General features: G+C 70.1%; 18 protein-coding genes. 9 read left to right on the forward strand and 9 right to left on the reverse strand.

What is annotated here, in order from left to right; genetic code table 11:
• Positions 1–256: 256 nt before the first annotated feature.
• Genes ACGFJ7_RS36915 through ACGFJ7_RS36925 form a run of 3 tightly spaced genes read right to left on the reverse strand, consistent with a single transcriptional unit; the run spans position 257 to position 3,299 of the window.
• Positions 257–1,426, reverse strand: a complete 1,170-nt coding sequence (locus ACGFJ7_RS36915; RefSeq protein ID WP_392646572.1) for an Ig-like domain-containing protein — start codon at positions 1,424–1,426, stop codon at positions 257–259.
• A gap of 2 nt (positions 1,427–1,428) precedes the next feature.
• A complete protein-coding gene (locus ACGFJ7_RS36920) occupies positions 1,429–1,821 on the reverse strand; it encodes a MerR family transcriptional regulator (protein ID WP_392646574.1) in 393 nt (130 codons plus the stop codon).
• Positions 1,821–3,299: a SulP family inorganic anion transporter gene (locus ACGFJ7_RS36925; RefSeq protein ID WP_392646576.1), complete on the reverse strand. Its 1,479-nt coding sequence runs from the start codon at positions 3,297–3,299 to the stop codon at positions 1,821–1,823. The genes ACGFJ7_RS36920 and ACGFJ7_RS36925 overlap by 1 nt, the downstream gene beginning before the upstream one ends.
• An 83-nt stretch (positions 3,300–3,382) precedes the next feature.
• Here ACGFJ7_RS36925 and ACGFJ7_RS36930 point away from each other — a divergent pair, with 83 nt between their 5' ends.
• Positions 3,383–4,840: a cryptochrome/photolyase family protein gene (locus ACGFJ7_RS36930; protein ID WP_392646578.1), complete on the forward strand. Its 1,458-nt coding sequence runs from the start codon at positions 3,383–3,385 to the stop codon at positions 4,838–4,840.
• On the opposite strand, the gene ACGFJ7_RS36935 is transcribed toward ACGFJ7_RS36930, so the two are convergent.
• A complete protein-coding gene (locus ACGFJ7_RS36935; protein ID WP_392646580.1) occupies positions 4,826–5,143 on the reverse strand; it encodes a hypothetical protein in 318 nt (105 codons plus the stop codon). The genes ACGFJ7_RS36930 and ACGFJ7_RS36935 overlap by 15 nt on opposite strands.
• An 89-nt stretch (positions 5,144–5,232) precedes the next feature.
• A complete protein-coding gene (locus ACGFJ7_RS36940; RefSeq protein ID WP_392646582.1) occupies positions 5,233–5,946 on the reverse strand; it encodes a helix-turn-helix domain-containing protein in 714 nt (237 codons plus the stop codon).
• A 216-nt stretch (positions 5,947–6,162) separates the two neighbouring features.
• Here ACGFJ7_RS36940 and ACGFJ7_RS36945 point away from each other — a divergent pair, with 216 nt between their 5' ends.
• From ACGFJ7_RS36945 to ACGFJ7_RS36955, 3 genes are read left to right on the forward strand one after another with little or no spacing between them, the layout of a single operon-like run.
• Entirely contained in the window at positions 6,163–6,825 is a 663-nt protein-coding gene (locus ACGFJ7_RS36945) for a DUF4097 family beta strand repeat-containing protein (protein ID WP_392646584.1), read from the forward strand.
• Positions 6,826–6,842: 17 nt separating this feature from the next.
• Positions 6,843–7,781 carry an ATP-binding cassette domain-containing protein gene (locus ACGFJ7_RS36950; protein WP_392646586.1) on the forward strand — a complete coding sequence of 313 codons (939 nt, stop codon included), beginning with the start codon at positions 6,843–6,845 and terminating at the stop codon, positions 7,779–7,781.
• Positions 7,778–8,557, forward strand: coding sequence for an ABC transporter permease (locus ACGFJ7_RS36955; protein ID WP_392646588.1), 780 nt, complete (start codon positions 7,778–7,780; stop codon positions 8,555–8,557). Before ACGFJ7_RS36950 ends, ACGFJ7_RS36955 begins: the two co-directional genes overlap by 4 nt.
• Before the next feature lie 54 nt (positions 8,558–8,611).
• On the opposite strand, the gene ACGFJ7_RS36960 is transcribed toward ACGFJ7_RS36955, so the two are convergent.
• The 3 genes from ACGFJ7_RS36960 to ACGFJ7_RS36970 all read right to left on the reverse strand — a co-directional run bounded on the left by ACGFJ7_RS36960 (position 8,612) and on the right by ACGFJ7_RS36970 (position 13,994).
• Entirely contained in the window at positions 8,612–9,067 is a 456-nt protein-coding gene (locus ACGFJ7_RS36960; RefSeq protein ID WP_360247682.1) for a peptidoglycan-binding domain-containing protein, read from the reverse strand.
• Positions 9,068–9,293: 226 nt separating this feature from the next.
• Positions 9,294–10,409, reverse strand: coding sequence for a WD40 repeat domain-containing protein (locus tag ACGFJ7_RS36965; protein WP_392646590.1), 1,116 nt, complete (start codon positions 10,407–10,409; stop codon positions 9,294–9,296).
• 183 nt (positions 10,410–10,592) lie between these two features.
• Complete coding sequence (locus ACGFJ7_RS36970) at positions 10,593–13,994, reverse strand: PQQ-dependent sugar dehydrogenase (protein ID WP_392646592.1); 3,402 nt, start codon at positions 13,992–13,994, stop codon at positions 10,593–10,595.
• 204 nt (positions 13,995–14,198) lie between these two features.
• Between ACGFJ7_RS36970 and ACGFJ7_RS36975 the strand changes: the two genes are divergently transcribed.
• Entirely contained in the window at positions 14,199–16,292 is a 2,094-nt protein-coding gene (locus ACGFJ7_RS36975; RefSeq protein WP_392646594.1) for an MMPL family transporter, read from the forward strand.
• Here the strand turns inward: ACGFJ7_RS36975 and ACGFJ7_RS36980 are convergent.
• Positions 16,280–18,550 (reverse strand): Ig-like domain-containing protein, encoded by a 2,271-nt coding sequence (locus ACGFJ7_RS36980; RefSeq protein WP_392646596.1) that lies wholly within the window; start codon positions 18,548–18,550, stop codon positions 16,280–16,282. The two genes, ACGFJ7_RS36975 and ACGFJ7_RS36980, sit on opposite strands and share 13 nt — an antisense overlap.
• Before the next feature lie 124 nt (positions 18,551–18,674).
• Here ACGFJ7_RS36980 and ACGFJ7_RS36985 point away from each other — a divergent pair, with 124 nt between their 5' ends.
• The 4 genes from ACGFJ7_RS36985 to ACGFJ7_RS37000 are packed head-to-tail and all read left to right on the forward strand — an operon-like array spanning position 18,675 to position 22,798.
• Positions 18,675–19,181, forward strand: a complete 507-nt coding sequence (locus ACGFJ7_RS36985) for a MarR family transcriptional regulator (RefSeq protein ID WP_360247672.1) — start codon at positions 18,675–18,677, stop codon at positions 19,179–19,181.
• Positions 19,182–19,233: 52 nt separating this feature from the next.
• Positions 19,234–20,292 carry a glucose 1-dehydrogenase gene (locus tag ACGFJ7_RS36990; RefSeq protein WP_392646598.1) on the forward strand — a complete coding sequence of 353 codons (1,059 nt, stop codon included), beginning with the start codon at positions 19,234–19,236 and terminating at the stop codon, positions 20,290–20,292.
• Between the two features lie 5 nt (positions 20,293–20,297).
• Entirely contained in the window at positions 20,298–22,061 is a 1,764-nt protein-coding gene (locus ACGFJ7_RS36995; protein ID WP_360247668.1) for a glycoside hydrolase family 15 protein, read from the forward strand.
• Entirely contained in the window at positions 22,061–22,798 is a 738-nt protein-coding gene (locus ACGFJ7_RS37000) for a ZIP family zinc transporter (RefSeq protein ID WP_360247666.1), read from the forward strand. The genes ACGFJ7_RS36995 and ACGFJ7_RS37000 overlap by 1 nt, the downstream gene beginning before the upstream one ends.
• Positions 22,799–22,814 lie beyond the last annotated feature (16 nt).

The following is a 22,814-nucleotide window of genomic DNA, read 5'->3' on the forward strand; positions in this document are numbered from 1 at the left end:
TCAACGCCTTCGACCTCGCCTTCGACGGCCGCCTGTCCGCAGGCCGCAACTAACCCTTCAACAAGATCGAGTTACACCGTTCTCTTGACAGTCCCCGCCGGCTTGCCCTCAAAGCCGAAATAGAAGCGGCACTTCTCGATGCAGGCCGACCGGCGCGCGGGTCTTCGCCGGCTATCCCACCCACAAAATCGCGTCCGGCATAGTTGCTCGGCGTCTCGCCGGCGAGGTCCGAGGGCTCGCGGGCGGCGTTGCCGGGTCAGGTGCCGTATTTGGTGTACGGGACTGTCCAGTCGCCCAGGCCGTCCCAGGTGGGGAGGGGCTTGGGGCTGTGTACGACCTCGACCACGTCGCCGATCAGGAAGTTTTTGTAGACCCACTGGGCGTCGGCCGTGCTCAAGTTTATGCAGCCGTGTGAAGTGTTGGCCTGGCCCAGCTGGGTGTTCCACGGGGCGGCGTGCAGGAACTCGCCCGAGTAGGAGATTCGGGTGCAGAACTGCACGTCCTCGGGCTCGTAATAGAACGGGTTGTGCGGGTCGCTCAAGCCGTAGCTGGCCGAGCTCATGCTGTGTGTCCGCTCCTTCGACAGGACCACGTGCGGGCCGCTCTGGGTCCAGAAGTGGATCTGCTCGCCGTTCGCGATTTTCGTGTAGCCGCCCTGGCCGTTGCTGCACGCCATGTCGCGGGCCAGTTTGCCGTCGATGTAGACGCGGGTGCGGTGCGTTTTGTTGTCGCTGACCGCTATCAGGCTGCGGCCGATCGTGAAGTGCGTGGTCGCGTTCGCCTTGCCGTACAAGCCGTTGCCCAAGTTGACGCCCACGGTGTTGACGCTGACCTTCACCGTGGTGCCTTTGGCCCAGTATTTCGCCGGGCGCCAATGCACGATCGTGTTGTCGACCCAGAAGAACTTGCCGTCCACCGGCGGTGACGTCTCGACCGTGATGGCCTTTTCGGCGGCGGCCCGATCCTTGACGGCCTTGCTGAAGGCCACGATGACCGGCTGGCCCACGCCGTACGTGCCTCCTGTTTCCAGCGCCGCCAATCCGTTGGCCTGGAAGGTCACGCCGGCCAGGGCCCGCGGTTTGACCGTGGTGAAGGCCGCCGTCTTCTCGACCGTCGCACCCAGGCTGTCGAGCAGACGGGCGGTCACCTTGTACTTCTTGTCGTAGGCCAGGGATCCGGCTGATCGCCAGGTCGTGCCGTCGGCGTCGACCGTGCCGGCCAGGCCGGTGACCGACTCGATCCGGCCGCCGTCGACCGTCAGCACGGCCGGGCCGGCCGGGGAGATCCGGCCCGTGGGCGCGGTCAGCCGGATCGGCGCCGCCGTGGGCTGCTCCCAGACCGACGAGGACCGGGACGGGGATCGGGTGCAGGCGGCCAGGCCGGCCGCACCCACGGCACCGAGGAGGAACTTGCGTCGTTGGACCACACCTACCTAGATGCGGCTGCGGCCTGAAATGTTGTCAGCATCTGGTGGGCAAAACCCTCGGCCATCTCCAGTTGCTCGCGCAGCTGACGGACCCGGTCCTCGGCCGCCTGGTGGAACGAGGACAGGCGGTCGAGCAGGGGTGAGCGGTCGGCGCCGGTCGCTGATTCGAGGGCGTCGATGATTTCCAGCAGGTCGCGCATCTCGTCGAGGGTGAAGCCGAGCGGTTTCATGCGCTTGATGACGCGCAGCCGGTCGAGGTCGGGCTCCGTGTAGAGGCGGAACCCGCCCTCGCTGCGGGCCGACGGGATGACCAGGCCGGCTTCCTCGTAGTGCCGGATGGTGCGGATGCTCAGGCCGGTTCGTTCGGCCGCCTCGCCGATCTGCATGCGGGTCATCAGTGACCCGCGCCCAGCTTGCCACTGAGGTTTTCGTGGAACTTCGTGCTGGCCTCGTTCAATCCGATGATCTCCGTTTGTTTGCCGCGGGCCGCGTACTTGGTGGTGATGGCGTCGAGCGCGGCCACCGAGGACGCGTCCCAGATGTGGGCCGCGCTCAGGTCGATCACCACCTGGTCCGGGTCGCCGGCGTAGTCGAACTGGTGCACGAGGTCGTTGCTCGAAGCGAAGAACAGTTCCCCATGTACGCGGTACACGCGCGGCCCGCCGTCCGGATCGGGTTCGCTGGTCACGGTCGCGAAGTGGGCCACCCGGCGGGCGAAAACCACCATGGCCGCGAGCACGCCGAGAACGACGCCGACGGCCAGGTTGTGTGTGGCCAGGGTGCCGGCGACGGTCACCAGCATGACGATGATCTCGCCGGCCGGCATCCGTTTCAGGGTGGCCGGGGCGATGCTGTGCCAGTCGAAGGTGCCCACCGACACGATGATCATGACGGCGACCAGGGCGGCCATCGGGATCAGGGCGACCACGTCGCCGAGGGCCACGACCAGGATCAGCAGGAACACACCGGCCAGGAACGTCGACAGCCGGGTGCGGGCGCCGGACGTCTTCACGTTGATCATCGTCTGGTCGATCATGGCGCAGCCGCCCATGCCGCCGAAGAGGCCGGTGACGATGTTCGCCACGCCCTGGCCCCATGACTCGCGGGTCTTGTCGGAGCGGGTGTCGGTCAGGTCGTCGACCAGTTTCGCCGTCATCAGGGACTCCATCAAACCCACAAGAGCGATTCCCAGGGCGTACGGCGCAATGATCTTCAAGGTGTTGACGGTGAACGGCACGTCGGGCAGGCCGAGCACGGGCAGGCTGTCGGGGAGTCGGCCCTCGTCGCCGACGGTCGGCACGGCCACGTGGGCGATGAGGGTGAACGCGGTCAGCACGACGATGGCGACCAGTGGCGCCGGCACGGCCGTGGTCAGTTTTGGCAGGAACCAGATGATCGCGAGCGCGGCCGCCACCAGCGGGTAGACCAGCCACGGTACGCCGGTCAGGTGGGGCAACTGCGCCGAGAAGATCAGAATCGCCAGGGCGTTGACGAAGCCGACCATGACGCTGCGTGGGATGAACCGCATCAGCTTGGCCACGCCGACCAGGGCCAGAACGATCTGGAAGACCCCGCCCAGTACGACCGCCGCGACCAGGAACCCGAGCCCGTGCTCCCGGGCCAGCGGCCCCACGACCAGCGCGACGGCCCCGGTCGCGGCCGAGATCATCGCCGGCCGTCCGCCGGTGAAGGCGATCGTCACGGCCATGGTGAAGGAGGCGAACAGGCCGATCTTGGGGTCGACCCCGGCCAGGATCGAGAACGAGATCGCCTCGGGGATCAGCGCCAGGGCGACGACGAGGCCGGCCAGGACTTCGGTGCGGAGGATTCGGGGCGACGCCAGCCAGGCCGGACGTGAAAGGAGCACAGACATAAGGCGCCGAACCCTACTCTCTCGTAAGGGGAGAGTTGGCCGAGTCGTGGGAATGATCACGCGGCGTGGGGCACCATGCGGGTATGCCACGTCGCTGGGTGTTCGCCGACCAACTGGGGCCGCACTTCCAGGACACCCCCGATCAGCCGGTGCTGCTCGTGGAGTCCAAGGCGGTCTTCCGGCGCCGTGTCTTCCACCGCCAGAAGGCACACCTCGTGCTCTCCGCCATGCGGCATCGGGCTCGCGACGAGAACGTTCTCTTCACACGGGCCGAGACGTACGCCGAGGCGGTGAGCGGCCGGGTCAGCGTGTGCCATCCGACCTCGCGCGCGGCCCGAGGGCTCGTACGGCGCCTGCCGAACGTGGAAATGGTGCCGCCGCGGGGCTTTGTGACCTCGCCCCAGGACTTCGTGGCCTGGGCGGGCGGCCGTGACCACCTGCGGCTCGAGGACTTCTACCGCTATGCGCGGCAGCGTCACGACGTACTGATGGAAGGGTCGGAACCGGCCGGAGGCCGATGGAATCTGGACGCCGACAACCGGGAGCCACCGCCGCGTGGGGCCGAGCGGCTGGGTGTGCCGGCGCCGCCCGTGATCGTCGAGGACGAGATCGACGAGGAGGTACGGGCCGACCTCGACCGTTGGGAGCGGGAGGACGGCATCACCTTCGTCGGCAACGACGGGCCGCGGCTCTTCCCGGCGACGCGGCAGGAGGCGCTGGACCGGCTGCGGCACTTCGTGGAGCACCGGCTTCCGGCGTTCGGGCCGCACGAGGACGCGATGCTCGCCGGCGATCCGCTGATGGCGCACAGCATGCTCAGCCCGGCGATCAATCTCGGACTGCTCGACCCCCTGGAGGTGATCGAGCGGGCGGAGCAGGCCTGTCGGAGCGGGGACGCGCCGCTCGCGAGCGTCGAGGGCTTCGTCCGGCAGATCCTCGGCTGGCGGGACTTCATCTGGCATCTCTACTGGTACTTCGAGCCGGAATACCGGGCCGTCAACGAGCTGCACGCGCGGCGCGAACTGCCGAAATGGTTCGCCGAGCTGGACGCCGACGCGGTCGGGGCGCGATGCCTGTCCGACGTGCTGGCCGGCGTACGCGACCGGGGCTGGGTGCATCACATCCCGCGGCTGATGGTGCTGGGGAACTACGCGATGCAGCGGGGCTGGCGTCCCGGGGCGGTCGCCGACTGGTTCCACCGCTGCTTCGTCGACGGATACGAGTGGGTGATGACGGCCAACGTGGTCGGCATGAGCCAATTCGCCGACGGCGGCCGGATGAGCACGAAACCGTACGCGGCCGGCGGCTCCTATGTGAACCGGATGAGCGACTATTGCGGCGGCTGCCGGTACGACCCCAAAGTGCGCGCGGGCGACAACGCATGCCCGTACACGGCCGGCTATTGGAGTTTTCTCGCCCGTCACGAACAGTCCCTGGCCGGCAATCACCGCATGCGGCAGCCGCTACGGGGACTGCACCGCCTGCACGACCTCGACGCCCTGCTCGAGCAGGAGAAGGCCCGCGGCTCACGGGCGCCCTGAGCAGCCATGCGCCGCACAGCGATCTGGCCTGAAGAAGGTTGAGCCCTTCGCCGCTGAATGCTCGATGGCCGCCCGGTAATGCACCTCCGGATCGGAACCGTCAGGGCGCCGGCGACGGCCGGGACCGTTGTACAGCACCGCTTTCGCGTAGCCGGTGATGCGGAGCAGCCGCCCCACGCCGCGCTCGGTGACCTGCCGTTCCCCTGTCGCGGTCAGCTCAAGCGCCTCCGCCTCGCGGCCACGGTGCGCGGCCATGAACATCGTGTTCGCGAGCAGTCCCTGCCGTCCGGTCGACTCGGCCACGGATCGACTGGTCGGCCAGCCCCTGTGCGTTTCACCGCCGGCGCGTAACTGTCGAGGGGTCAGGTGACCAGCACGGCATTCCGGGTGGTTCAGGCGGGTGGCTTCGCGTAGAGGATGTCTCGCGCCTGTTCGGCGGCTCGGATGATGCTTTCGGCTACGAAGTCCATGAAGCGGGCGATGTTCTCCAGGCGCACCGCGGCCGGGGTGCCGGGGCCGAGGACGGCTACGCCCTGGCGGGCGGTCTCCGCGAGGTCGGCGTTCTGGCGGGCGCTGGCGATCATTGAGTTGAACCAGACGTCGTCGTCGACTCGGTAGCGCTCGCGGCGGCGTTCGTCGCGTTCTCGGTGGATCAGGGTGAGGTCTTCGAGCAGGCCGATGGCCTTGGAGATGGAAGCCGGGCTCACCTGGAGGCGCTGGACCAGCTCGGCCGCGGTCAGGCTGCCCTCGTCGGTGGTGAACAGGCAGGTCAGGATGCGGGCGGTCATCTTGGGCAGGCCCTGCTGCATGAATACGGTCGTGAAGGTCTCCTGATATTCGGCCACCGCCGCGGCGTCGCGTCCGTGTGCCGGGGGCACCGCGGGGCCGCCGGGGGTGGACTGCCGGCGCCGGTGGGCGCGGCGCTCGGTGGCGCGGTGGGCCAGGTCGGAGCGGTAGGCGGTGGGGCCGCCGTTGCGCATCACCTCGCGCGTGACGGTGGAGGTGGGGCGGCCGAGGCGGCGGGCGATCTCGGCGTACGCCAATCCGTCGGACAGGCCCAGCGCGATCTGCTGGCGTTCCTGCTGGGTGAGTCTGCCTCCGGGCACGCCGATCTCCCTTCGTCGGTGCGGTCAGCATAGCGTTCACTTTCCGCCAATGCAACGACTCGGATCGACTTCGTTGCATTGAATCCGAGTCAGTTGCAACGAAATAGTGGCTTTCAACTGGAACTACGTCGCCGCAGTGCAACAAGTCTGTTGCCCTATCTATGAACGCAACGTAGCGTTTCGTGTACCGGAAACAACGATCGCGAGGAGCGCACCATGCAGACTTTCAATACCCCCGCCCCGATCTCCGCCGTCCTCGACATCCCGGCCGGGCGCATCCAGTTCATCGCCGCCGACCGGGCCGACACCGTCGTCGAGGTTCGGCCCGCCGACGCCGACAAGAGCCGCGACGTCAAGACGGCGGAGCAGACCAGGGTCGAGTACGCCGACGGCGTCCTGCGGATCGAGGCCACCGCCGGCAACCAGATCCTCGGCCGCTCCGGCTACCTCGAGGTGACCGTCCAACTGCCCGCCGGGTCGCGGGTCGAGGCCAAGGCGGCGGCCGCCGAGCTGCGCGGAGTCGGCCGGCTCGGCGACGTCCTTTTCGAAGGCGCGCAAGGCGAGATCAAGCTCGACGAGGCCGCGAGCGTACGCCTCCGGACCGCGGCCGGCGACGTCGCGATCGGCCGGCTCAACGGGCCGGCCGAGATCAGCACGGCCAAGGGCGACATTCAGATCGCCGAGGCCGTACAGGGCTCGGTGGTGGCCACGACGCAGGCGGGGTCGATCTCGATCGCGGCCGCCCAGGGCGTCTCGGCCTCGCTCGACGCCGGCACCGGGTACGGCCGCGTCACCAACGACCTGAAGAACGACGGCTCCGCCGTGCTCCACATCAACGCCACCACCGCCTACGGCGACATCGTCGCCCGCAGCCTCTGAACCGGTAGGGGAAACCAATGACCAACCTGGCCATCGCGGCGAACGGGCTGCGTAAGTCGTACGGCGACAAGGTCGTGCTCGACGGTGTCGACCTGGCCGTGCCCGAAGGAACCGTCTTTTCCCTGCTCGGCCCGAACGGGGCCGGCAAGACCACCGCCGTGCAGATTCTGTCGACGCTGATTCCCGCCGACGCGGGGGAGGTGCGGGTCGGTGGTCATGACCTGGCCGGCGACCCGCAGGGTATCCGGGCCGTGATCGGGGTGACCGGGCAGTTCTCCGCGGTCGACGGTCTGATCACCGGGGAGGAGAACATGCTGCTGATGGCGGATCTGCACCACCTGTCCCGTGAGGAGGGCCGCCGCCGTACGGCCGAGCTGTTGTCCCGTTTCCACCTGGACGAAGCGGCTCGCAAGCCGGCTTCCACGTATTCCGGCGGGATGAAACGGCGCCTCGACATCGCGATGACGCTGATGGGCCGGCCCCGGATCATCTTCCTCGACGAGCCCACCACCGGCCTGGACCCGCGCAGCCGGCACGACATGTGGCAGATCGTCCGTGAGCTCGTCACCGGCGGCGTGACCGTCTTCCTCACCACGCAGTATCTGGAAGAGGCCGACCAGCTCGCGGATCGGATCGCCGTGCTCAACGACGGCAGGATCGTCGCCGAGGGCAGCGCGGCCGAGTTGAAACGGCTCGTGCCGGGCGGGCATGTCCTGCTGCGCTTCACCGACCCCACCACCTACCAGGACGCGGCGGCCGTCCTGCCCGATGCCGCCCGCGACGACGAGGCGCTGGGGTTGCAGATCTCCAGCGGCGGCACCTCCCGCGAACTACGCGCCGTCCTCGACCGGCTGGACGCGGCCGGGGTGGAGGCCGACGAGCTGACCGTGCACACCCCCGACCTGGACGACGTCTTCTTCGCCCTGACCGCCAAGCCTGTGGAGGTTTCCCGATGACCACGCTCGCCATCCGTGACTCGTCGACCATGCTGCGCCGCAACCTGCTGCACGCGCGCCGGTATCCGTCGCTCACGCTGAACTTGCTGCTCACGCCGATCATGCTGCTGCTGTTGTTCGTCTACATATTCGGCGACGCGCTCAGTGCCGGGATAACCGGCGGTGCACCCGACCGAGCCAGATACATCGCCTATCTGGTGCCGGGGTTGTTGTTGATGACGATCGGCAGCACGGTGATCGGTACGGCGGTGTCGGTGTCGAACGACATGACCGAGGGCATCATCGCCCGGTTCCGCACGATGGCCATTCATCGCGGCTCGGTGCTGGTCGGGCATGTCATCGGCAGCGTGCTGCAGTCGGTGGCCAGCGTCATCCTGGTCGGGGCGGTGGCCGTGCTCATCGGGTTCCGGTCCACCGACGCGACCGTTGTCGAGTGGCTGGCCGCGTTCGGGCTGCTCGTGCTGTTCGCTCTGGCCCTGACCTGGATCGCGGTCGGAATGGGGCTGGTCAGCCCGAACGCCGAGGCGGCCAGCAACAACGCGATGCCGCTGATCCTGCTGCCGCTGCTGTCCAGCGCCTTCGTCCCGGTCGACTCGATGCCGGGCTGGTTCCAGCCCATCGCGCAGTACCAGCCGTTCACGCCGGCCATCGAGACCCTGCGCGGACTGCTGTCGGGGACCGGGATCGGCTACAACGGCTGGCTCGCGGTGGCCTGGTGTGTGGGTCTCGCGGTCCTCGGCTACGTCTGGTCGACGGCCCGCTTCAACCGCTCGTGAGATACGTGAAGGGTGGGCCGGTGACAACCGGCCCACCCTTCACGTCGTTCTGTGTCAGCTGACGCGGCGGCACGGGTCGCCGTAGTCCGGGTCCACGTGCCGAATCGCCTTGCGGGTCAACGGGCCGTACATCCCGTCGGCGCCGGTGCCGGAAATGCTCTGCACCTTCTTCAGGGCCTTCTCGGTGTTGCCGCCGAAGTCGCCGTCGATGCGCAGCGGGTAGACCTCGATGTCCTCGAGGGCCGACCGGTAGCAGTCGTTCAGCGTGTCCTGCAGGCGGCTGACGCCCTCACTGTTGGCGCCGCGGACCATGCCGCAGTTCACCGACCCGTTGGCCGCCGCGGGGACCAGGGCGCCCTGGTAGGTGACCGACTTGGTGCAGACCGGGTTGGCGAGAATGGAGACCAGCGGATCGGCCGACGCCGGACCCGCCGCCACCAGCTGGAAGCCACCGATGCCGGCCGCGACGAAAGCCATCGCCGCCACTCTTTTGACCAGACGCGTTGCCATACGAACTCCCCGTTGATCGGTACACAGTGGAACTGAACCGACGCGAACGGTAGCAGACTAGGTGACACATATCGATCCCGTCGCCGGCATCTCGGACGCGGTGCTCAACGGATACGTGCCGAGCGGCGGCAACCCCTTCAAGGCCACCGAACACTTCCTGGCCATCCAGCACCGTAAATAGTTGAAGGGGGCCGGGATGTCCCGGCCCCCTTCAAGTGACGAGCTGTCAGGGCACGCGCCAGAGGCGGGCCTTGTTGTCGGCGCCGGCGGTGAGCAGGCGCTTGCCGTTCGGGGTGATGCGCAGCGCCCAGACCGGGCCGACGTGGCCGGTGAGTGGCTGGCCCACGGCTTCGCCGGTGGTCGGGTTCCACAGGCGTACGGTGCCGTCGTCGGCGCCGGTGACCAGCAAGTTGCCCTTCGGGCTGAAGCGCATGGCCCGTACCGGGCCGGTGTGGCCGGTCAGCGGGGTGGTGGTGGCTTCCCGGGTCGCCGTGTTCCACAGCTGCACCTTGTTGTCGCCGCCGGACGAGGTGGCCAGGATTTTGCCGCCGCGCTTGAAGGTGAGCGCGTAGACCGGCGCCGAACTGCTGGTGAGCGGTTCGCCGGCCGGTTTGCCGGTGGCCGCGTTCCACAGCCGTACGGCGGTGCCGCCACCGGAGGCGGCCAGCAGTTTCCCGTTGGGGCTGAAACTGACCGCGTACACCGGTCCGGGGCTGACCGTCAGCGCCTCGCCGATCGGCCGGCCGGTGCCGGTGTCCCACAGCCGCACCGTGTTGTTGGCGCCGGCTCCGGCGGCCGCGAGGCGTTCGCCGTCGGCGGTGAAGGTGACCATCCGGAGTGCGCCGGTGTCCCCGGTGAGGGTGCGCACCAGGTGGCCGGTGGCCGGATTCCACAGCTTGACCGTGCCGTCGTCGCCGGTGGTGGCCATCAGATCGCCGGTGGAGCTGAACGACACCGAGCGCACCGGGCCGGTGTGACCGGCCAGCGGGGCCCCGGTGCGTTCACCGGTGGCGGGATCCCAGAGCGACACCTGGCTGTCGCCGGTGACCGCGAGCAGCTTGCCGTCGTGGCTGTAGGCGAGGGAGTAGATGGCGCCGGTGTCGCCGGCCAGTGGCGCTCCGGCCTTGCGCCCGGTCGCCGTGTTCCACTGCCGCACCGTGCCCTTGCTGACGGTGGCGAACACCTTTCCGTCCGGGCGCAGGGCGATCAGCCCGGTCTCGCCGGGTACGACGTTGCGCGAACGCGCGCCGGCGGTGTCGGCCTGGCTCGGGGTGGACGGGGGTTGCGGGTTGGCGTGTGCCGGCGTGGCGGAGGTGACCGCGAGCAGCCCGATCAAGGCCACGGCGACGGTCCCTCCGGCGCAGCGCCGGCGACGCGTGTCTTTACGATCTGTAGTCACCCCGGCACGGTAACTATGCTTTTGGGCGGATTTTCGGCTGTTCGCGATCGTTCATCCGGCCGGGGTCAGGTCAACGGGCCGAAAAACGTGCGCGGGCCGTCCTTGCCGGTGCTGGGCGTGGGAGCTCTACGAGGCGTAGATGGAGTATTTCGCGGTCCAGCGGTTGGCCGAGCCGAACGTGGCCGGCCACGAGCCGAACGGGGTGGAGGCGCTCCACGCGCCCTGGTTGGCGGTGCCCGTCGTGTAGCTCATGTTGTTGTCGCCGTTGGTGTTGTAGACGAGCCAGTACGCCGTGTTCGGGGCCAGCGTCGCGGTGACCGGGCGGCTGTTCCACGCGTTGGCCGTCAGCGTGCCGGACGTGCTCGAGGCGACCAGCGCGCCCGGTGAGCCGTTCGCGTCGGCGTAGATCGCCACCTGGTACTGGTTGGCCGGGGCGGCCTGCACCGCCTTGAGGTAGACCGAGATCTGGCTGATCGGCAGCGCGGTGGCGCCGTTCACGAACCGGGAGCCGTTCATGTAGTTCGTGGCGCCCGAGTCCAGTGAACCGCCCACCTGGTCGTACCCGAAGCGGGGGGCACTCGGGTTGAGCGTGGTGAACGAGAACTGGTGGCCGGCCGCGAGCGCGTTGCCCGCCACGTCGGTCACCCCGGTCCGTACCGTCACCGTGTACTGGGTCGACGCGGTCAGCGCCGCGGACGGGGTGATCGTCGCCGTCTCGGTGGCCGCGTCGTACGCGACCGTCCGGTTGACCAGCGTGCCGCCCGGGCCGCGCAGCTCGAGGTTGGCCGGGGTGATCGTGGACGCCGCCATGCCCTCGTTGAAGCGCACGGTGATCGGGCTGGTCAGGGCCACGCCGGTGGCCCCGGCGGCCGGGGTCGTGGCCGCCACCGTCGGCGCGGTCGTGTCGGCGCCGGTGGTCGCGTAGATGGAGAACTTCGCGCTCCACCGGTTGGAGCTGCCGAACGTGGCCGGCCAGGTGCCGAACGGTGTGGCGGCGCTCCAGGCGCCCTGGTTGGCCGTTCCGGTGTCGTAGCTCAGGTTGTTGTCGCCGTTGGTGTTGTAGACGAGCCAGTACGCGGTGTCGGCGGCCAGGGTCGCGGCGACCGGCCGGGTGTTCCACGCGTTGGCGGTCAGCGTGCCGGTCGAGCTGGTGGCCACCCGGGCGCCGGGCGAGCCGTTGGCGTCGGCGTAGATGGCCAGCTGGTACTGGTTGTTCGGCGCCGCCTGCACGCTCTTCGAGTACACCGACATGGATGTCACCGAGGCCGGGCTGGATCCGGTGACGAACCGGGAGCCGTTCATGTAGTTCGTGGCGCCGGAGTCCAGCGACGCGCCGATCTGGGGGTAGCCGATCCGCTGCGTCACCGGTGCCGTCGCGTAGTTGGCGGTGTATGTCGTCGCCGTCGTGGGCGCGGTGATGATGTGGGTCTGCGCTCCGCCGTCGGACCACGAGGTGAACGTCGAGGAACCCTGCGGCGACGGTGCCGACACCGAGTTGGTGGAGCCCTGGATCACCGTACGGGAGAACGGTGTGGTCCCTGACCCGGAGCCGACGGTGAGCTGGAGTCCGGACGGCACGCTGGCGAACGTCAGGTCGACCGTCTTCGGGTCGAGCCGGCGCGTCACGGTGTGCGTCAGGCCCTCCTGGTCGGAGGCCACGAGCTTGAGCTCCAGGTAGGACGGATACTCGTGGTCGGGTGCCTCGAACGACCCGGACGCCACGCCGGTCCAGCTGCGGATCGCGTGCTCGTGGCAGTTCTCGGGCGAGGAGCAGTGGTGCATGACCAGGTCCCAGTTGAGGCGGGACGCGGGCAGGTTGCCCTGCTGCGGATCGGTGGCGTGACCGGTGAAGGCCAGCGCGTCACCGACTTTCCAGGTCGTGCCCACGGTCGGCGTGTCGATCACCGCGGTCGGCGCCTCGTTGCCGGGGGTGACGGCGACCGTGCTGGTGTGCGTCGCGTTCAGGGTGTCGGTCACGGTCAGCCGGGCGGTGTACGAACCGGCTGTGGTGTACGTGAACGTGGCCGTCGGCGAGGTGGAGTCGGTCGTGCCGTCGTTGGTGAAGTCCCAGGCGTACCGCAGGCGGCCGTCGTCGGCCGGGTCGGGGTCGGTGGAGCCGGTGCCGTTGAACGTCACGGTCAGCGGCGCCGGGCCCTGCGTCGGCGACGCGTCGATGACCGCCGTCGGCGGCTGGTTGCCCGGGAAGTAGCGGACCCGCCGGATGGTGCCGCCCAGGTCGGCGTAGTAGAGCTCGCCGCCGGGGCCGACCTCGAGGTCGACCGGGCTGGCCGCGTCGGAGACGAACGTCTGCACGTTGGCCGGGTCGGGCAGCCCGCCGGGGGTGGAGGGCAGCGACGCCCAGATGCACCGGCGGGAGTAGTCGGCGAAGAAGACGGCGCCGTTGTACGCGGTCGGGTAGGGCCCGCCGGCGGTCGGGTAGAACGCCACACCGGTCGACGACGAGCTGCCGGTCGGGCAGGCCTCGCCCGCGACCAGCTTGCTGGAGTGGTTCCAGGCCACGAACGGCGCGGTGTGCGTGCCGGCCGGCGCGGTGTAGAGGGTTTCGCAGATCGGCAGGTTGGCGCTGTCGTACCCGGCCTGCCGGGCGTTGCCCTCCCAGCACGGCCAGCCGAAGTTGGTCACCCCGGCGGTCGGGTTGACCACCCGGTTGACCTCTTCCCAGGTGTTCCAGCCGGTGTCGGAGATCCAGGCCTCGTTGGTGCCCGGCCGCATGGTGACCCGGTAGGGGTTGCGCAGGCCGTGCGCGACGATCCGGCGGACGTTCGGGTCGGTGGCGGCGATGTTCGGGTTGCCGGCCGCCGCCGCGCCGGTGGCCGGGTCGAGCCGCAGCAGGGCGCCGTCGAGCTGGGCCGGGTCGCCCGAGGTGCGGATGTCCTGCGAGCGCAGCGCGCCGCCCTCGTTGGCCGGGTCGGAGCACGGGTTGGTCGGCGCCCCGGAGGGGAACTGGCCGTAGTCGACGGCGCTGAAGCTGGCGCCGTCACCGGCGGCCACGTACAGCATCCCGTCCGCGCCGAAGGCGATGTCGCCGATGGAGTGGCTCGGGAACTGCTGGCACCAGTCGTTCAGCAGCACCTGCTCGCTGCCGGTCATCGTGTCGCCGCTGGCCCGCAGGCGGGAGAGCCGGCCGGTGACCACGCAGCGCCCGTCGTTCGCGTTGGCGCAGACGTCGTTCCAGACCGGGGCGGTCTGCCCGGGCGGAGCGTCGTACGTGTACAGCACGTAGACGTACGGGTCGACGGGGAAGTTGGGCGCCAGCGCCATGCCGAGCAGGCCGCGGTCCCACTGGTTGTGCACATTGGCCGACAGGTCGGCGAACACGGTCGGGGTGGTGTCGGCGAGGTCGTCGAAGACCTTGATCCGGCCGCCCTTCTCGGCGACGAGGATCCGCCCGTCCGGCGCGAACTCGAGATCGACGGGGGAGCTGAGACCGCTGAAGACGATCTGCTCCTGGAAGCCGGTCGGCAGCGCCACCGCGGTCGCGGGCGGCGAGCCGATGAAGGACGACATCGTGACCACGGTTGCCAACGCGACGATCCCACTGAGCGCACGCCGAAGCACGGGCATTCCCCTCCCCCGTAAAGATTGATGAACCTTAGCGGCAGATGAAATCGTCCGGGTGTCGGCTGACCGACTCGACGGTTCGCCGACCGGTCAAACCTGCCGACCGTTCGAACGATGCACGTCCATGGCCGTCGCCTGCATATTCCGGTGATGTTGGCGGATCTGGGCCGTTGGTGTGCCCGTCGGCGGTGGCCGGTGCTCGGCACGTGGCTCGTTCTGATCGTCGCCGGGCTGGTCCTCGGCGGTCAGGTCTTCGACCGGCTCACCACCACCGACGGTCTGCGACCGGACGCGGAGTCGCAGCTCGCGGACCGGCGGGTCGGCGAACTGCAGCCCGAGGGGCCGATGATCGTCGCCGTCGTGGGCGGGCGCGACGTGTACGACCCGGCGCTGGTCGCCGACGTCTCCGCGGTGACCGCGGAGATCCGCGGCCTGGACGGCGTGGCGGAGGTCGAGGATCTGTACGGGGCGCCGGGCGGCCGGATCGGCGCGGACAACCGGAGTTCGCTGATCCGGGTCGAGCTGTCGCCCGGGCTGCCGGACGACCGACGGGAACGGGCGGAGGACGCGGTCGCCGCCGCCCTGCACCGGATCGACGCGCCCGAGGTGCTGGTCAGCGGCGAGAAGCTGGCCGAGCGCGCGTTCGCCGAGCAGGCCATGGCGGACGCCGCCCTCGGGGAGTCGGTGGCGCTCGTCGTCCTGCTGGCCGTGCTGGTGCTGATCCTCGGCGGTTTCGTGGCCGGCCTGATCCCACTGGCCGCCGCCCTGGCCACGGTGACGGTGACGCTGCTCGGGCTGTACGGGCTGACCGCGCTCACCGGGGTCAGCCAGTTCACCGTCAACGTGGTCACCCTGCTCGGCATCGGCCTCGCCGTCGACTACGCGCTGCTGGTGATGGCCCGGTTCCGGGAGGAGCGGGAGGCCGATCCGGGCGTACCGGTCGCGGATCTGCTCGCCCGCACCACCGCGACCGCCGGCCGTACCGTGCTGATCTCCGGGCTGGCCGTCGCCGCCACGATGTTCGGGCTGTCCGCGTTCGCCGAACCGCTGCTCGGCGCCATGGCGCTCGGCGGTGCGGTAGCGGTGCTGCTGGGCACCGTGGCCGGGCTGACCGCCGTACCCGCGCTCATCGCCGTGGCCCACCGCCGTATCAAGTCGCCCCGGCCGTCGCGCCGCTCCCTGCTTCCGCGGCTCGCCGCCCTCGCGCAGAACCGTCCGGGGCCGGTGGCGTTCGCGGTCGCGGCCGGTCTGGTCGTGCTGTCACTGCCGTTCCTGTTCGCGGTCGACCTCGAGAACTCCGACGCCCGCGCGCTGCCGGCCTCGTCCGAGGCGCGCCGGCTGCACGAGGCGGTGCAGCGCGACTTCAGCGGCGGCCAGGCCGATCCGATCGTCGTGGTGGTCGACGCCGACCCGGCCGACGCCACGGTTCGCGACTTCATGGACAGAATCAACCGGCTTGAGGGTGTCGTACGAGTGCAGCCGCGCCCCGACATCACCGCGCCGGCCGCCGTCATCGACGTCACGCCGGAGGGCCGGGACTCCCGCCAGGTCGTACGGGCGATCCGGGCCACCGACCCGCCGTTCCCGGTTCTCGTCGGCGGCGCGGCGGCCGAGTTGGCCGACTACACCGACTCGGTGGCCGGCCGTTTCCCGATCGCGCTTCTCATCGTGGTGCTGGCCACGACGGTGCTGCTGTTCGTGCTGACCGGCTCGGTGGTGATACCGCTCAAGGCGTTGCTGATGAACGCGCTCACCCTGCTGGCCACGCTCGGCACGCTGGTCGTCGTCTTCCAGTGGGGGGTCGGCGACGCGGTGCTGGGCTTCGACTCGTGGGGCGCGATCGACGTCACCACACCCGTCCTGCTGTTCGTGTTCGTCTTCGGGCTCTCGATGGACTACCAGGTGTTCCTGCTGGCCCGGATCAGAGAGGAGGGTGACGTACGCGGCGGGATCGAGAAGTCGGGTCCCGTGGTCACCGCCGCCGCCCTGTGCATCGGCGTGGTGTTCCTGGGCTTCCTGCTCGGCGACCTCATCGCGGTCAAGGAGATCGGCTTCGCGATGGCGGTGGCGCTGCTGCTCGACGTCACGGTCGTCCGCGGCCTGCTTCTGCCGGCGCTGATGAGCCTGCTCGGCGAATGGAACTGGTGGGCGCCGGCGCCGCTGCGCCGGTGGCACCGACGCTGGTTCGCGCCGGCCCCGCCGGTCGAGCACGGGGCCGGTGCGCTGGTGGGTCAGCGGCGGTAGTTGCGCTTGACGCTGTACCGCAGGTTGCCCGCCTTGTCGTAGGCGCGCAGCTGGACGGTGAACTTCCTGCCGTACGCCTTGGGGTTGAGCGTGAAGGCGTAGCCGGCCTTGGTGTCGGTCGCGACGGCCTTGCCGTTCACCAGCAGTTGCACCCGCGCGACGCCGTTGCGGTCGCCGGCCGTGGCAGTCAGGGTGACCTTCTTGCTCAGCTTCGCGTTGCTCTTGGGCGCGCTCTTGAACGCCACCGCCGGTGCGGTGTTGTCGATGGTGAAGGAGCGTTTGACGTACGTGTAATTGCCCAGCTTGTCGATGGCCAGCCAGGTCACCGAGCGCGGGCCGTCCTTGCCCGCGGCCAGCCGCACCGAAGCCACCTGGCCCACCGAGTTCGGGCTGGTGAGCTGCACGTACGCGATACCGCTGCGGTCCGTGGCCTTGAGGAAGGTGACGTAGCTGGTGCCCCGGACGAGGGCGCCCGGCGCCGGGGACACCGACATCGTCGGGGCCGCCTTGTCGATGTTCACCCGGAACGCCTTCGACGAGGTGTTGCCGGCGGCGTCCCAGACCCGCACCTCGACAGTGGCGGTGGCGGCCGGGATCGCCCGCGCGTCCCAGTAGAACTGCGCGGCGGTGGACTTCAGGACGCCGTCGACCCGCCACTCGCTGCGGCTGATCGGGGACTCGTCGGCGATCGTGGCGTTGACGTAGCTGATCCCGCCGACCCAGCCGGTGCCGGCGTCGAGCCGGTTCGTCGAGTACGAGCCGGCGAAGTCGGCCCGCTCGATGACCGGCGCCTCGTTGTCGACGATGTAGCCGCTGGCCCGGGTGAGGCTGTTGCCCGCCCGGTCGGTGATGACGAACAGCGGCGAGACCGTGTTGTCGACCGCGTCCCAGGAGAAGGTCCAGGGCGCTTCGGTACGCGTCGCCAGCTCGGCCCGGGTGCCCGCGTCGACCATGACGATCTTGGCGGTGTCGGCGGCCACGCCGTCGACTGCGATATTCACCGGTCCGGTACGCATCGACGACTTGGCCGCCGGGGTGAGCGATCCGGTGGGCGCGACGCTGTCGAGGTGGACCGGGATGGTCTTCCCGCTGTGGTTACCGGCGGCGTCGTACGCCCGGACCGTGATGGTCCCGTCGGCGTCCCGGCCGGTCGGCAGCACGACCCGGCAGGTCGTCTCGCTGCACACGATCTTCTGGGTTCCGTTGAGAACCGCTTCCAGCTTGGTGACGCCGACATTGTCGTGCGCCACCGGGCGGAAGTAGTAGACGCTCGGGACGAGCTGTCCCGCCACGAGACCGGTGTCGTCGATGACCGGCGGGATCTGGTCGGCGGTGTCGTCCGCCGGGTTCACCACGAGGGACGCGGTGTTGTTGGACTTGTCCAGGTCCTTGTCGAAGCGCTGGCACTGGCACGCCGGGTTCACCTCGACCGAGCCCGTCGCGCCGGCGACGACCTGGTTGATCCGCAGCGGGAACTTCCACGTCGTCGTGGTCGCCGTCGGGAACAGGGTCGCCGTCTCGCACACGTACTGGCCGCTGTCGCGGTCGCAGCCCTCAGGCGTTTTGACGACCGACGTGCCGGCCGGGATCGTGACCACGACCAGGCCCGGCGAGGTGCCGCCCCTGGTCCAGTCGAGCGTGGCCGGGCCGTCGTTGCGGACGCCGACCTCGGCCTCGACCACATCGCCGGCCGCGCCGGTGACCGTGGTGCCCAGGGCGGCCAGGTCGGCGCCGTTGGAGCCGGTCACGGCGACGTCGAGATACTGCCAGTCGCCGGCCGGGCTCTCGCCCAGCTTGTCGCCCGCCCGCAGCTGCAGGACCGCGCCGTCGCCGGTGTGCGGGGTGCCGCCGGCGAGCGGCGTCCACTGGAACTGGCCATTCAGACCGCCCGGTGCGTACGCGTCGGCGCGCACCTTGTACGGCATCACCAGCTGGTACGACTTGCCCGGTTCCAGGCTCTGCTCGAAGGTGCAGTCACGCGGCTGTCCGGCCTCGTACACACAGTTCGCGAACTGCTCGGCCGCCTCGAATCCGGACGTGGTGGCGAAGCGAACCGCCACCCCGTCCACAGCGGTGGAGCCGGTGTTGGTGACCGACAGCGTGGCATCGAAGCGCTCGCCCACGGCGGCGCTGAGTTTCACCGGGGCCCCGGCGAGCAGGGCCCCGGTCGCCGCGTGGGCCGGCACGGCCAGAGCCAGCGAAACGACGGAGGCGGCCAGCCCGGCGCTGAGCCCGCGGCGGATGAGGGGATGAGGCAACGGGATCCTCCTGAGGCGTCCCTAAAGATCAAGTGGCCGCATCGTATAGATCGCCGCGGTTTCCCGCTGTCCCTGTCCGTCCTCGCCGTACCGGTGCTTCAGCCAGGACTGCAAAGATGGCAGTATGCAACCTTCTTCGCCGGGTCCGAACGAGGCGGCCGTGCAGGCCCTGATGCTGGCCAGCCGGGCGTTCGTCGGGCTGACCGCCAGGTCGCTGGCCGCCGTCGAGGGTGAGGTCACCCTGCCACAGTTCCGGGCGCTGGTCGTGCTGGCCGTGCGGGGCCCGCAGCGCAGTATCGACATCGCCGACGAGCTTCAGGTCAACCCCTCGACCGGCACAAGGATGCTGGACCGGCTGATCCGCAAGGGCCTGGTCCGGCGCCTGCGGTCCACTGCGGATCGTCGCGTCGTGCGGGTGCGCCTCACCCCGGCCGGCCGGGACGTCGTGGAGCAGGTCCTCACCCGGCGCCGCGTCGACCTGGAGGAGCTCGTCGCCGCCACCGCCCAGCTCTGGCAGCCGGCGGTGACCGAGGCCTTGACCGCCTTCGCCGAGGCGGCCGGCGAGGTCGGCGAGCAGGACTGGTGGCTCGGCTGGTCGTCCCACCGCGAGGGCGCGAACAGCGAGCCGTAAAACCTCCGCGACAAATGATTGCACAGTGCAAAGATGGTTATACGAAGGAGTTATGCGTGCACTTACCGTTCGGCCCGGCACCAGCGGCACCGCCCGGGTCGACGAACTGCCCGATCCAGTGGCCGGCGGCGGGGAACTGCTCGTCGAAGGGCTGGCCCTGGGCGTCTGCGGCACCGACCGGGAGATCGTCGCCGGGGAGTACGGCTGGGCCCCGCCCGGCCGTGACCGGCTTGTCCTGGGGCACGAATCGCTGGGGCGGGTCCGGCAGGCTCCGGACGGCAGTGACTTCGCCGCCGGTGACCTGGTCGTCGGGGTGGTCCGGCGTCCCGACCCGGTGCCGTGCGGGGCGTGCGGGCACGGCGAGTTCGACATGTGCCGCAACGGCCGGTACACCGAGCGCGGCATCAAGGAGATCGACGGGTACGCCGCGCAACTGTGGACCGTCGAGACCGGGTACGCGGTGAAGCTCGACGCCCGGCTGGCCGACGTCGGGATGCTGATGGAGCCGGCCACCGTGGTGGCCAAGGCGTGGGAACAGGTCGACCGGATCGGCGCCCGCTCCTGGTACGAGCCGAAGCGCGTGCTGGTCACCGGGGCCGGGCCGATCGGGTTGCTGGCCGCGCTGCTCGGCATTCAGCGCGGTCTCGACGTCCACGTGCTCGACCGGGTCACCGGCGGCCCGAAGGTGGACGCGGCCACCGGGCTGGGCGCCACCTACCATTCCGGGCCGGTCGCCGACGTCGCCGGGAGGCTGCAACCGGACGTCGTCGTCGAGGCCACCGGCGCCGCGTCCGTGGTGGTCGATGCCGTCGGCAACACCGCCAGTTACGGCATCACCTGCCTGACCGGCGTCTCCACGCCCGGCCGCCGGATCAGCGTCGACGCCGGCGCCGGCAACCGGGAGATCGTGCTGGACAACGACGTCGTGGTCGGCAGCGTCAACGCCAACCTGCGCCACTACCGGGCCGCGGCCGGCGCGCTGGCCGCGGCCGACCTCGACTGGCTCCGGTCGCTCATCACACGCCGGGTGCCGCTCGAGCGCTTCGCCGACGCGCTGACCGCCCACCCCGACGACATCAAGGTCGTTCTGACCCTGGCCGGCGGACGGTGACCCGCGTGGCCGCCCCGATCGAGGACTACGCGCTGGTCGGCGACCTACACACGGCCGCCCTGATCGGCCGGGACGGGTCGGTGGACTGGCTGTGCCTGCCCCGGTTCGACTCGCCGGCCTGCTTCGCCGCGCTGCTGGGCGATCAGGACAACGGCCGCTGGCGGATCGCCCCGCGCGGGGGCGGCGCCGCGACCCGCCGCCGCTACGCCGGCGACACGCTGATCCTCGAGACGGAGTGGGACACCGACGGCGGGACGGTACGGCTCGTCGACTTCATGCCGCCGCGCGGCGAAGCGGCCGATATGGTCCGCATCGTCGAGGGTGTCTCCGGCACTGTCCACATGCGATCCGAGCTGACGCTGCGCTTCGACTACGGCCACGTCGTCCCGTGGGTGCGCCACCACGAGCGCGGCATCACCGCGATCGCCGGCCCCGACGCGGTGTGGCTGCGCACCGGCGTACCCCTGCACGGCCGCGACCGCGGCACCGTCGGCGAGTTCACCGTCGCGGCCGGGGAGCGCGTCACCTTCGTACTCACTCATCAGCAATCGCACCTGCCGCAACCGAGAACGGCGCAACCGGAGCAGGCGCTGAGCGACACCCGGCGTTTCTGGGACGACTGGATCGGCCGGCAGAGCTACGAAGGGCCGTGGGCTGACGCCGTACGCCGAAGCCTGATTTTGCTCAAGGCCCTGACCTACGCGCCGACCGGCGGCATCGTGGCCGCCGCGACCACCTCGCTGCCGGAGCAACTCGGCGGGCCGCGGAACTGGGACTACCGGTACTGCTGGCTGCGCGACGCCAGCTTCACCCTGCAAGCCCTGCTCGGCACGGGCTATGTCGCGGAGGCGCGGGCCTGGCGGGAATGGCTGCTGCGGGCGGTCGCCGGAGACCCCGCGGACCTTCAGATCATGTACGGCCTCGACGGCACCCGCCGCCTGCCCGAGTCGACGCTCGACTGGCTGCCCGGCTATCAGAAGGCCGGCCCGGTACGGGTCGGGAACGCCGCCGCGAACCAGTTCCAGCTCGACGTCTGGGGTGAGGTCCTGGACGGCCTGCATCTGAGTCGCACCGCCGGCATCGCGCCGACCGGGGACGGCTGGGACGTGCAGCGCGCACTGCTCGACTTCCTCGAGGAGCACTGGCGAGAACCGGACAACGGCCTGTGGGAGGTGCGCGGGCCGCGCCGGCATTTCGTGCACTCCAAGGTGATGGCGTGGGCCGGCTTCGACCGCGCGGTCACCGCGGTCGAGAAACACGGCCTCGACGGCCCGGCCGACCGGTGGCGCCGCACGCGCGACGCCATCCACGCCGACGTCTGCGCGCACGGCTTCGACGCCGGGCGCACCACCTTCACCCAGTACTACGGGTCGGACGGGCTCGACGCCGCGCTGCTTCTGCTGCCGCGGGTGGGTTTCCTGCCGTACGAGGACCCGCGCATCGTGGGCACGATCGCGGCCGTCCGTGAGCAGTTGTGCCACGACGGTTTCCTGCTGCGGTACCGGCCCGAGCGGGACGGGGTCGACGGCCTGCCCGGCGCCGAGGGCGCGTTTCTGGCCTGCACCTTCTGGCTGGTCGAGGCGCTGCAGGGCATCGGGCGCGGCGACGAGGCGCGCGAGCTCTTCGAACGGCTGCTCGCGTTGCGCAACGACGTGGGCCTGCTCGCCGAGGAGTACGACCCGGCGGCCGGACGGCAGCTCGGCAACACCCCGCAGGCGTTCAGCCTGGTCGGCCTGGTCAACGCGGCCCGCCGCCTCGGAGGTGCCTGATGCCGCATTGGCTGCAGGCCGGAGGGTGGGGACTGCTGGCCGGATCCGCGCTGGTGGCCGGCGCGGCCGTCGGCTATCTGATCCGCATCCCGCGGCGGGTCGTCGCCTCGGTCATGGCCTTCGGCGCCGGCGTGCTGCTGTCCGCTGTCGCGTTCGAGCTCATCGCCGAGGCGAACGACCGGGGCGGCATGACACCCACCGTGCTGGGCGCGGTCACCGGTGCGGTCGTCTACACCGGCTGCAACGTGGTCCTGGCCCGGCACGGCGCCCGTCACCGGAAACGCTCGGGAGAACAACAGAAGGGCGGTTCCGGTACGGCCATCGCGCTGGGCGCCCTGCTCGACGGCATCCCCGAATCGATAGTCATCGGTACGAGCCTGCTGGGTGGCGGCGCCGTCGGACTGGTGACGGTGATCGCGGTGTTCATCAGCAACGTGCCCGAGGGCCTGTCGAGCGCGGCCGGCATGCGCAACGCCGGGCGCGGCCCGCGCTACGTCTTCGGCCTGTGGACGGCCATCGCCCTGATCAGCGGCCTCGCCGCGGTCGCCGGCTACACCCTGCTCGGCGGCGCCCCGGACGCGGCGCTGGCCGGCGTCACCGCCCTGGCCGCCGGCGCGATCCTCGCCATGGTGGCCGACACGATGATCCCCGAGGCTTTCGAGCAGGCACATCTGCTCATCGGCCTGATCACGGTGGCCGGCTTCCTCATCGCTTTCGGCCTGTCCCACGCCGGCTGAAGGGACCGCACAGCCG

This window comes from Actinoplanes sp. NPDC048988 (assembly GCF_043197815.1).
Lineage (GTDB): Bacteria > Actinomycetota > Actinomycetes > Mycobacteriales > Micromonosporaceae > Actinoplanes.

Excerpts from the sequence above, each read along its gene's own strand:
- ACGFJ7_RS36975 (WP_392646594.1), top strand. The coding sequence starts at position 14,199 with ATGTTGGCGGATCTGGGCCGTTGGTGTGCCCGTCGGCGGTGGCCGGTG.
- ACGFJ7_RS36955 (WP_392646588.1), top strand. The coding sequence starts at position 7,778 with ATGACCACGCTCGCCATCCGTGACTCGTCGACCATGCTGCGCCGCAAC.
- ACGFJ7_RS36945 (WP_392646584.1), top strand. The coding sequence starts at position 6,163 with ATGCAGACTTTCAATACCCCCGCCCCGATCTCCGCCGTCCTCGACATC.
- ACGFJ7_RS36920 (WP_392646574.1), bottom strand. The coding sequence starts at position 1,821 with ATGACCCGCATGCAGATCGGCGAGGCGGCCGAACGAACCGGCCTGAGC.
- ACGFJ7_RS36985 (WP_360247672.1), top strand. The coding sequence starts at position 18,675 with ATGCAACCTTCTTCGCCGGGTCCGAACGAGGCGGCCGTGCAGGCCCTG.
- ACGFJ7_RS36925 (WP_392646576.1), bottom strand. The coding sequence starts at position 3,299 with ATGTCTGTGCTCCTTTCACGTCCGGCCTGGCTGGCGTCGCCCCGAATC.
- ACGFJ7_RS37000 (WP_360247666.1), top strand. The coding sequence starts at position 22,061 with ATGCCGCATTGGCTGCAGGCCGGAGGGTGGGGACTGCTGGCCGGATCC.
- ACGFJ7_RS36990 (WP_392646598.1), top strand. The coding sequence starts at position 19,234 with ATGCGTGCACTTACCGTTCGGCCCGGCACCAGCGGCACCGCCCGGGTC.
- ACGFJ7_RS36930 (WP_392646578.1), top strand. The coding sequence starts at position 3,383 with ATGCCACGTCGCTGGGTGTTCGCCGACCAACTGGGGCCGCACTTCCAG.
- ACGFJ7_RS36960 (WP_360247682.1), bottom strand. The coding sequence starts at position 9,067 with ATGGCAACGCGTCTGGTCAAAAGAGTGGCGGCGATGGCTTTCGTCGCG.
- ACGFJ7_RS36970 (WP_392646592.1), bottom strand. The coding sequence starts at position 13,994 with ATGTCGTCCTTCATCGGCTCGCCGCCCGCGACCGCGGTGGCGCTGCCG.
- ACGFJ7_RS36950 (WP_392646586.1), top strand. The coding sequence starts at position 6,843 with ATGACCAACCTGGCCATCGCGGCGAACGGGCTGCGTAAGTCGTACGGC.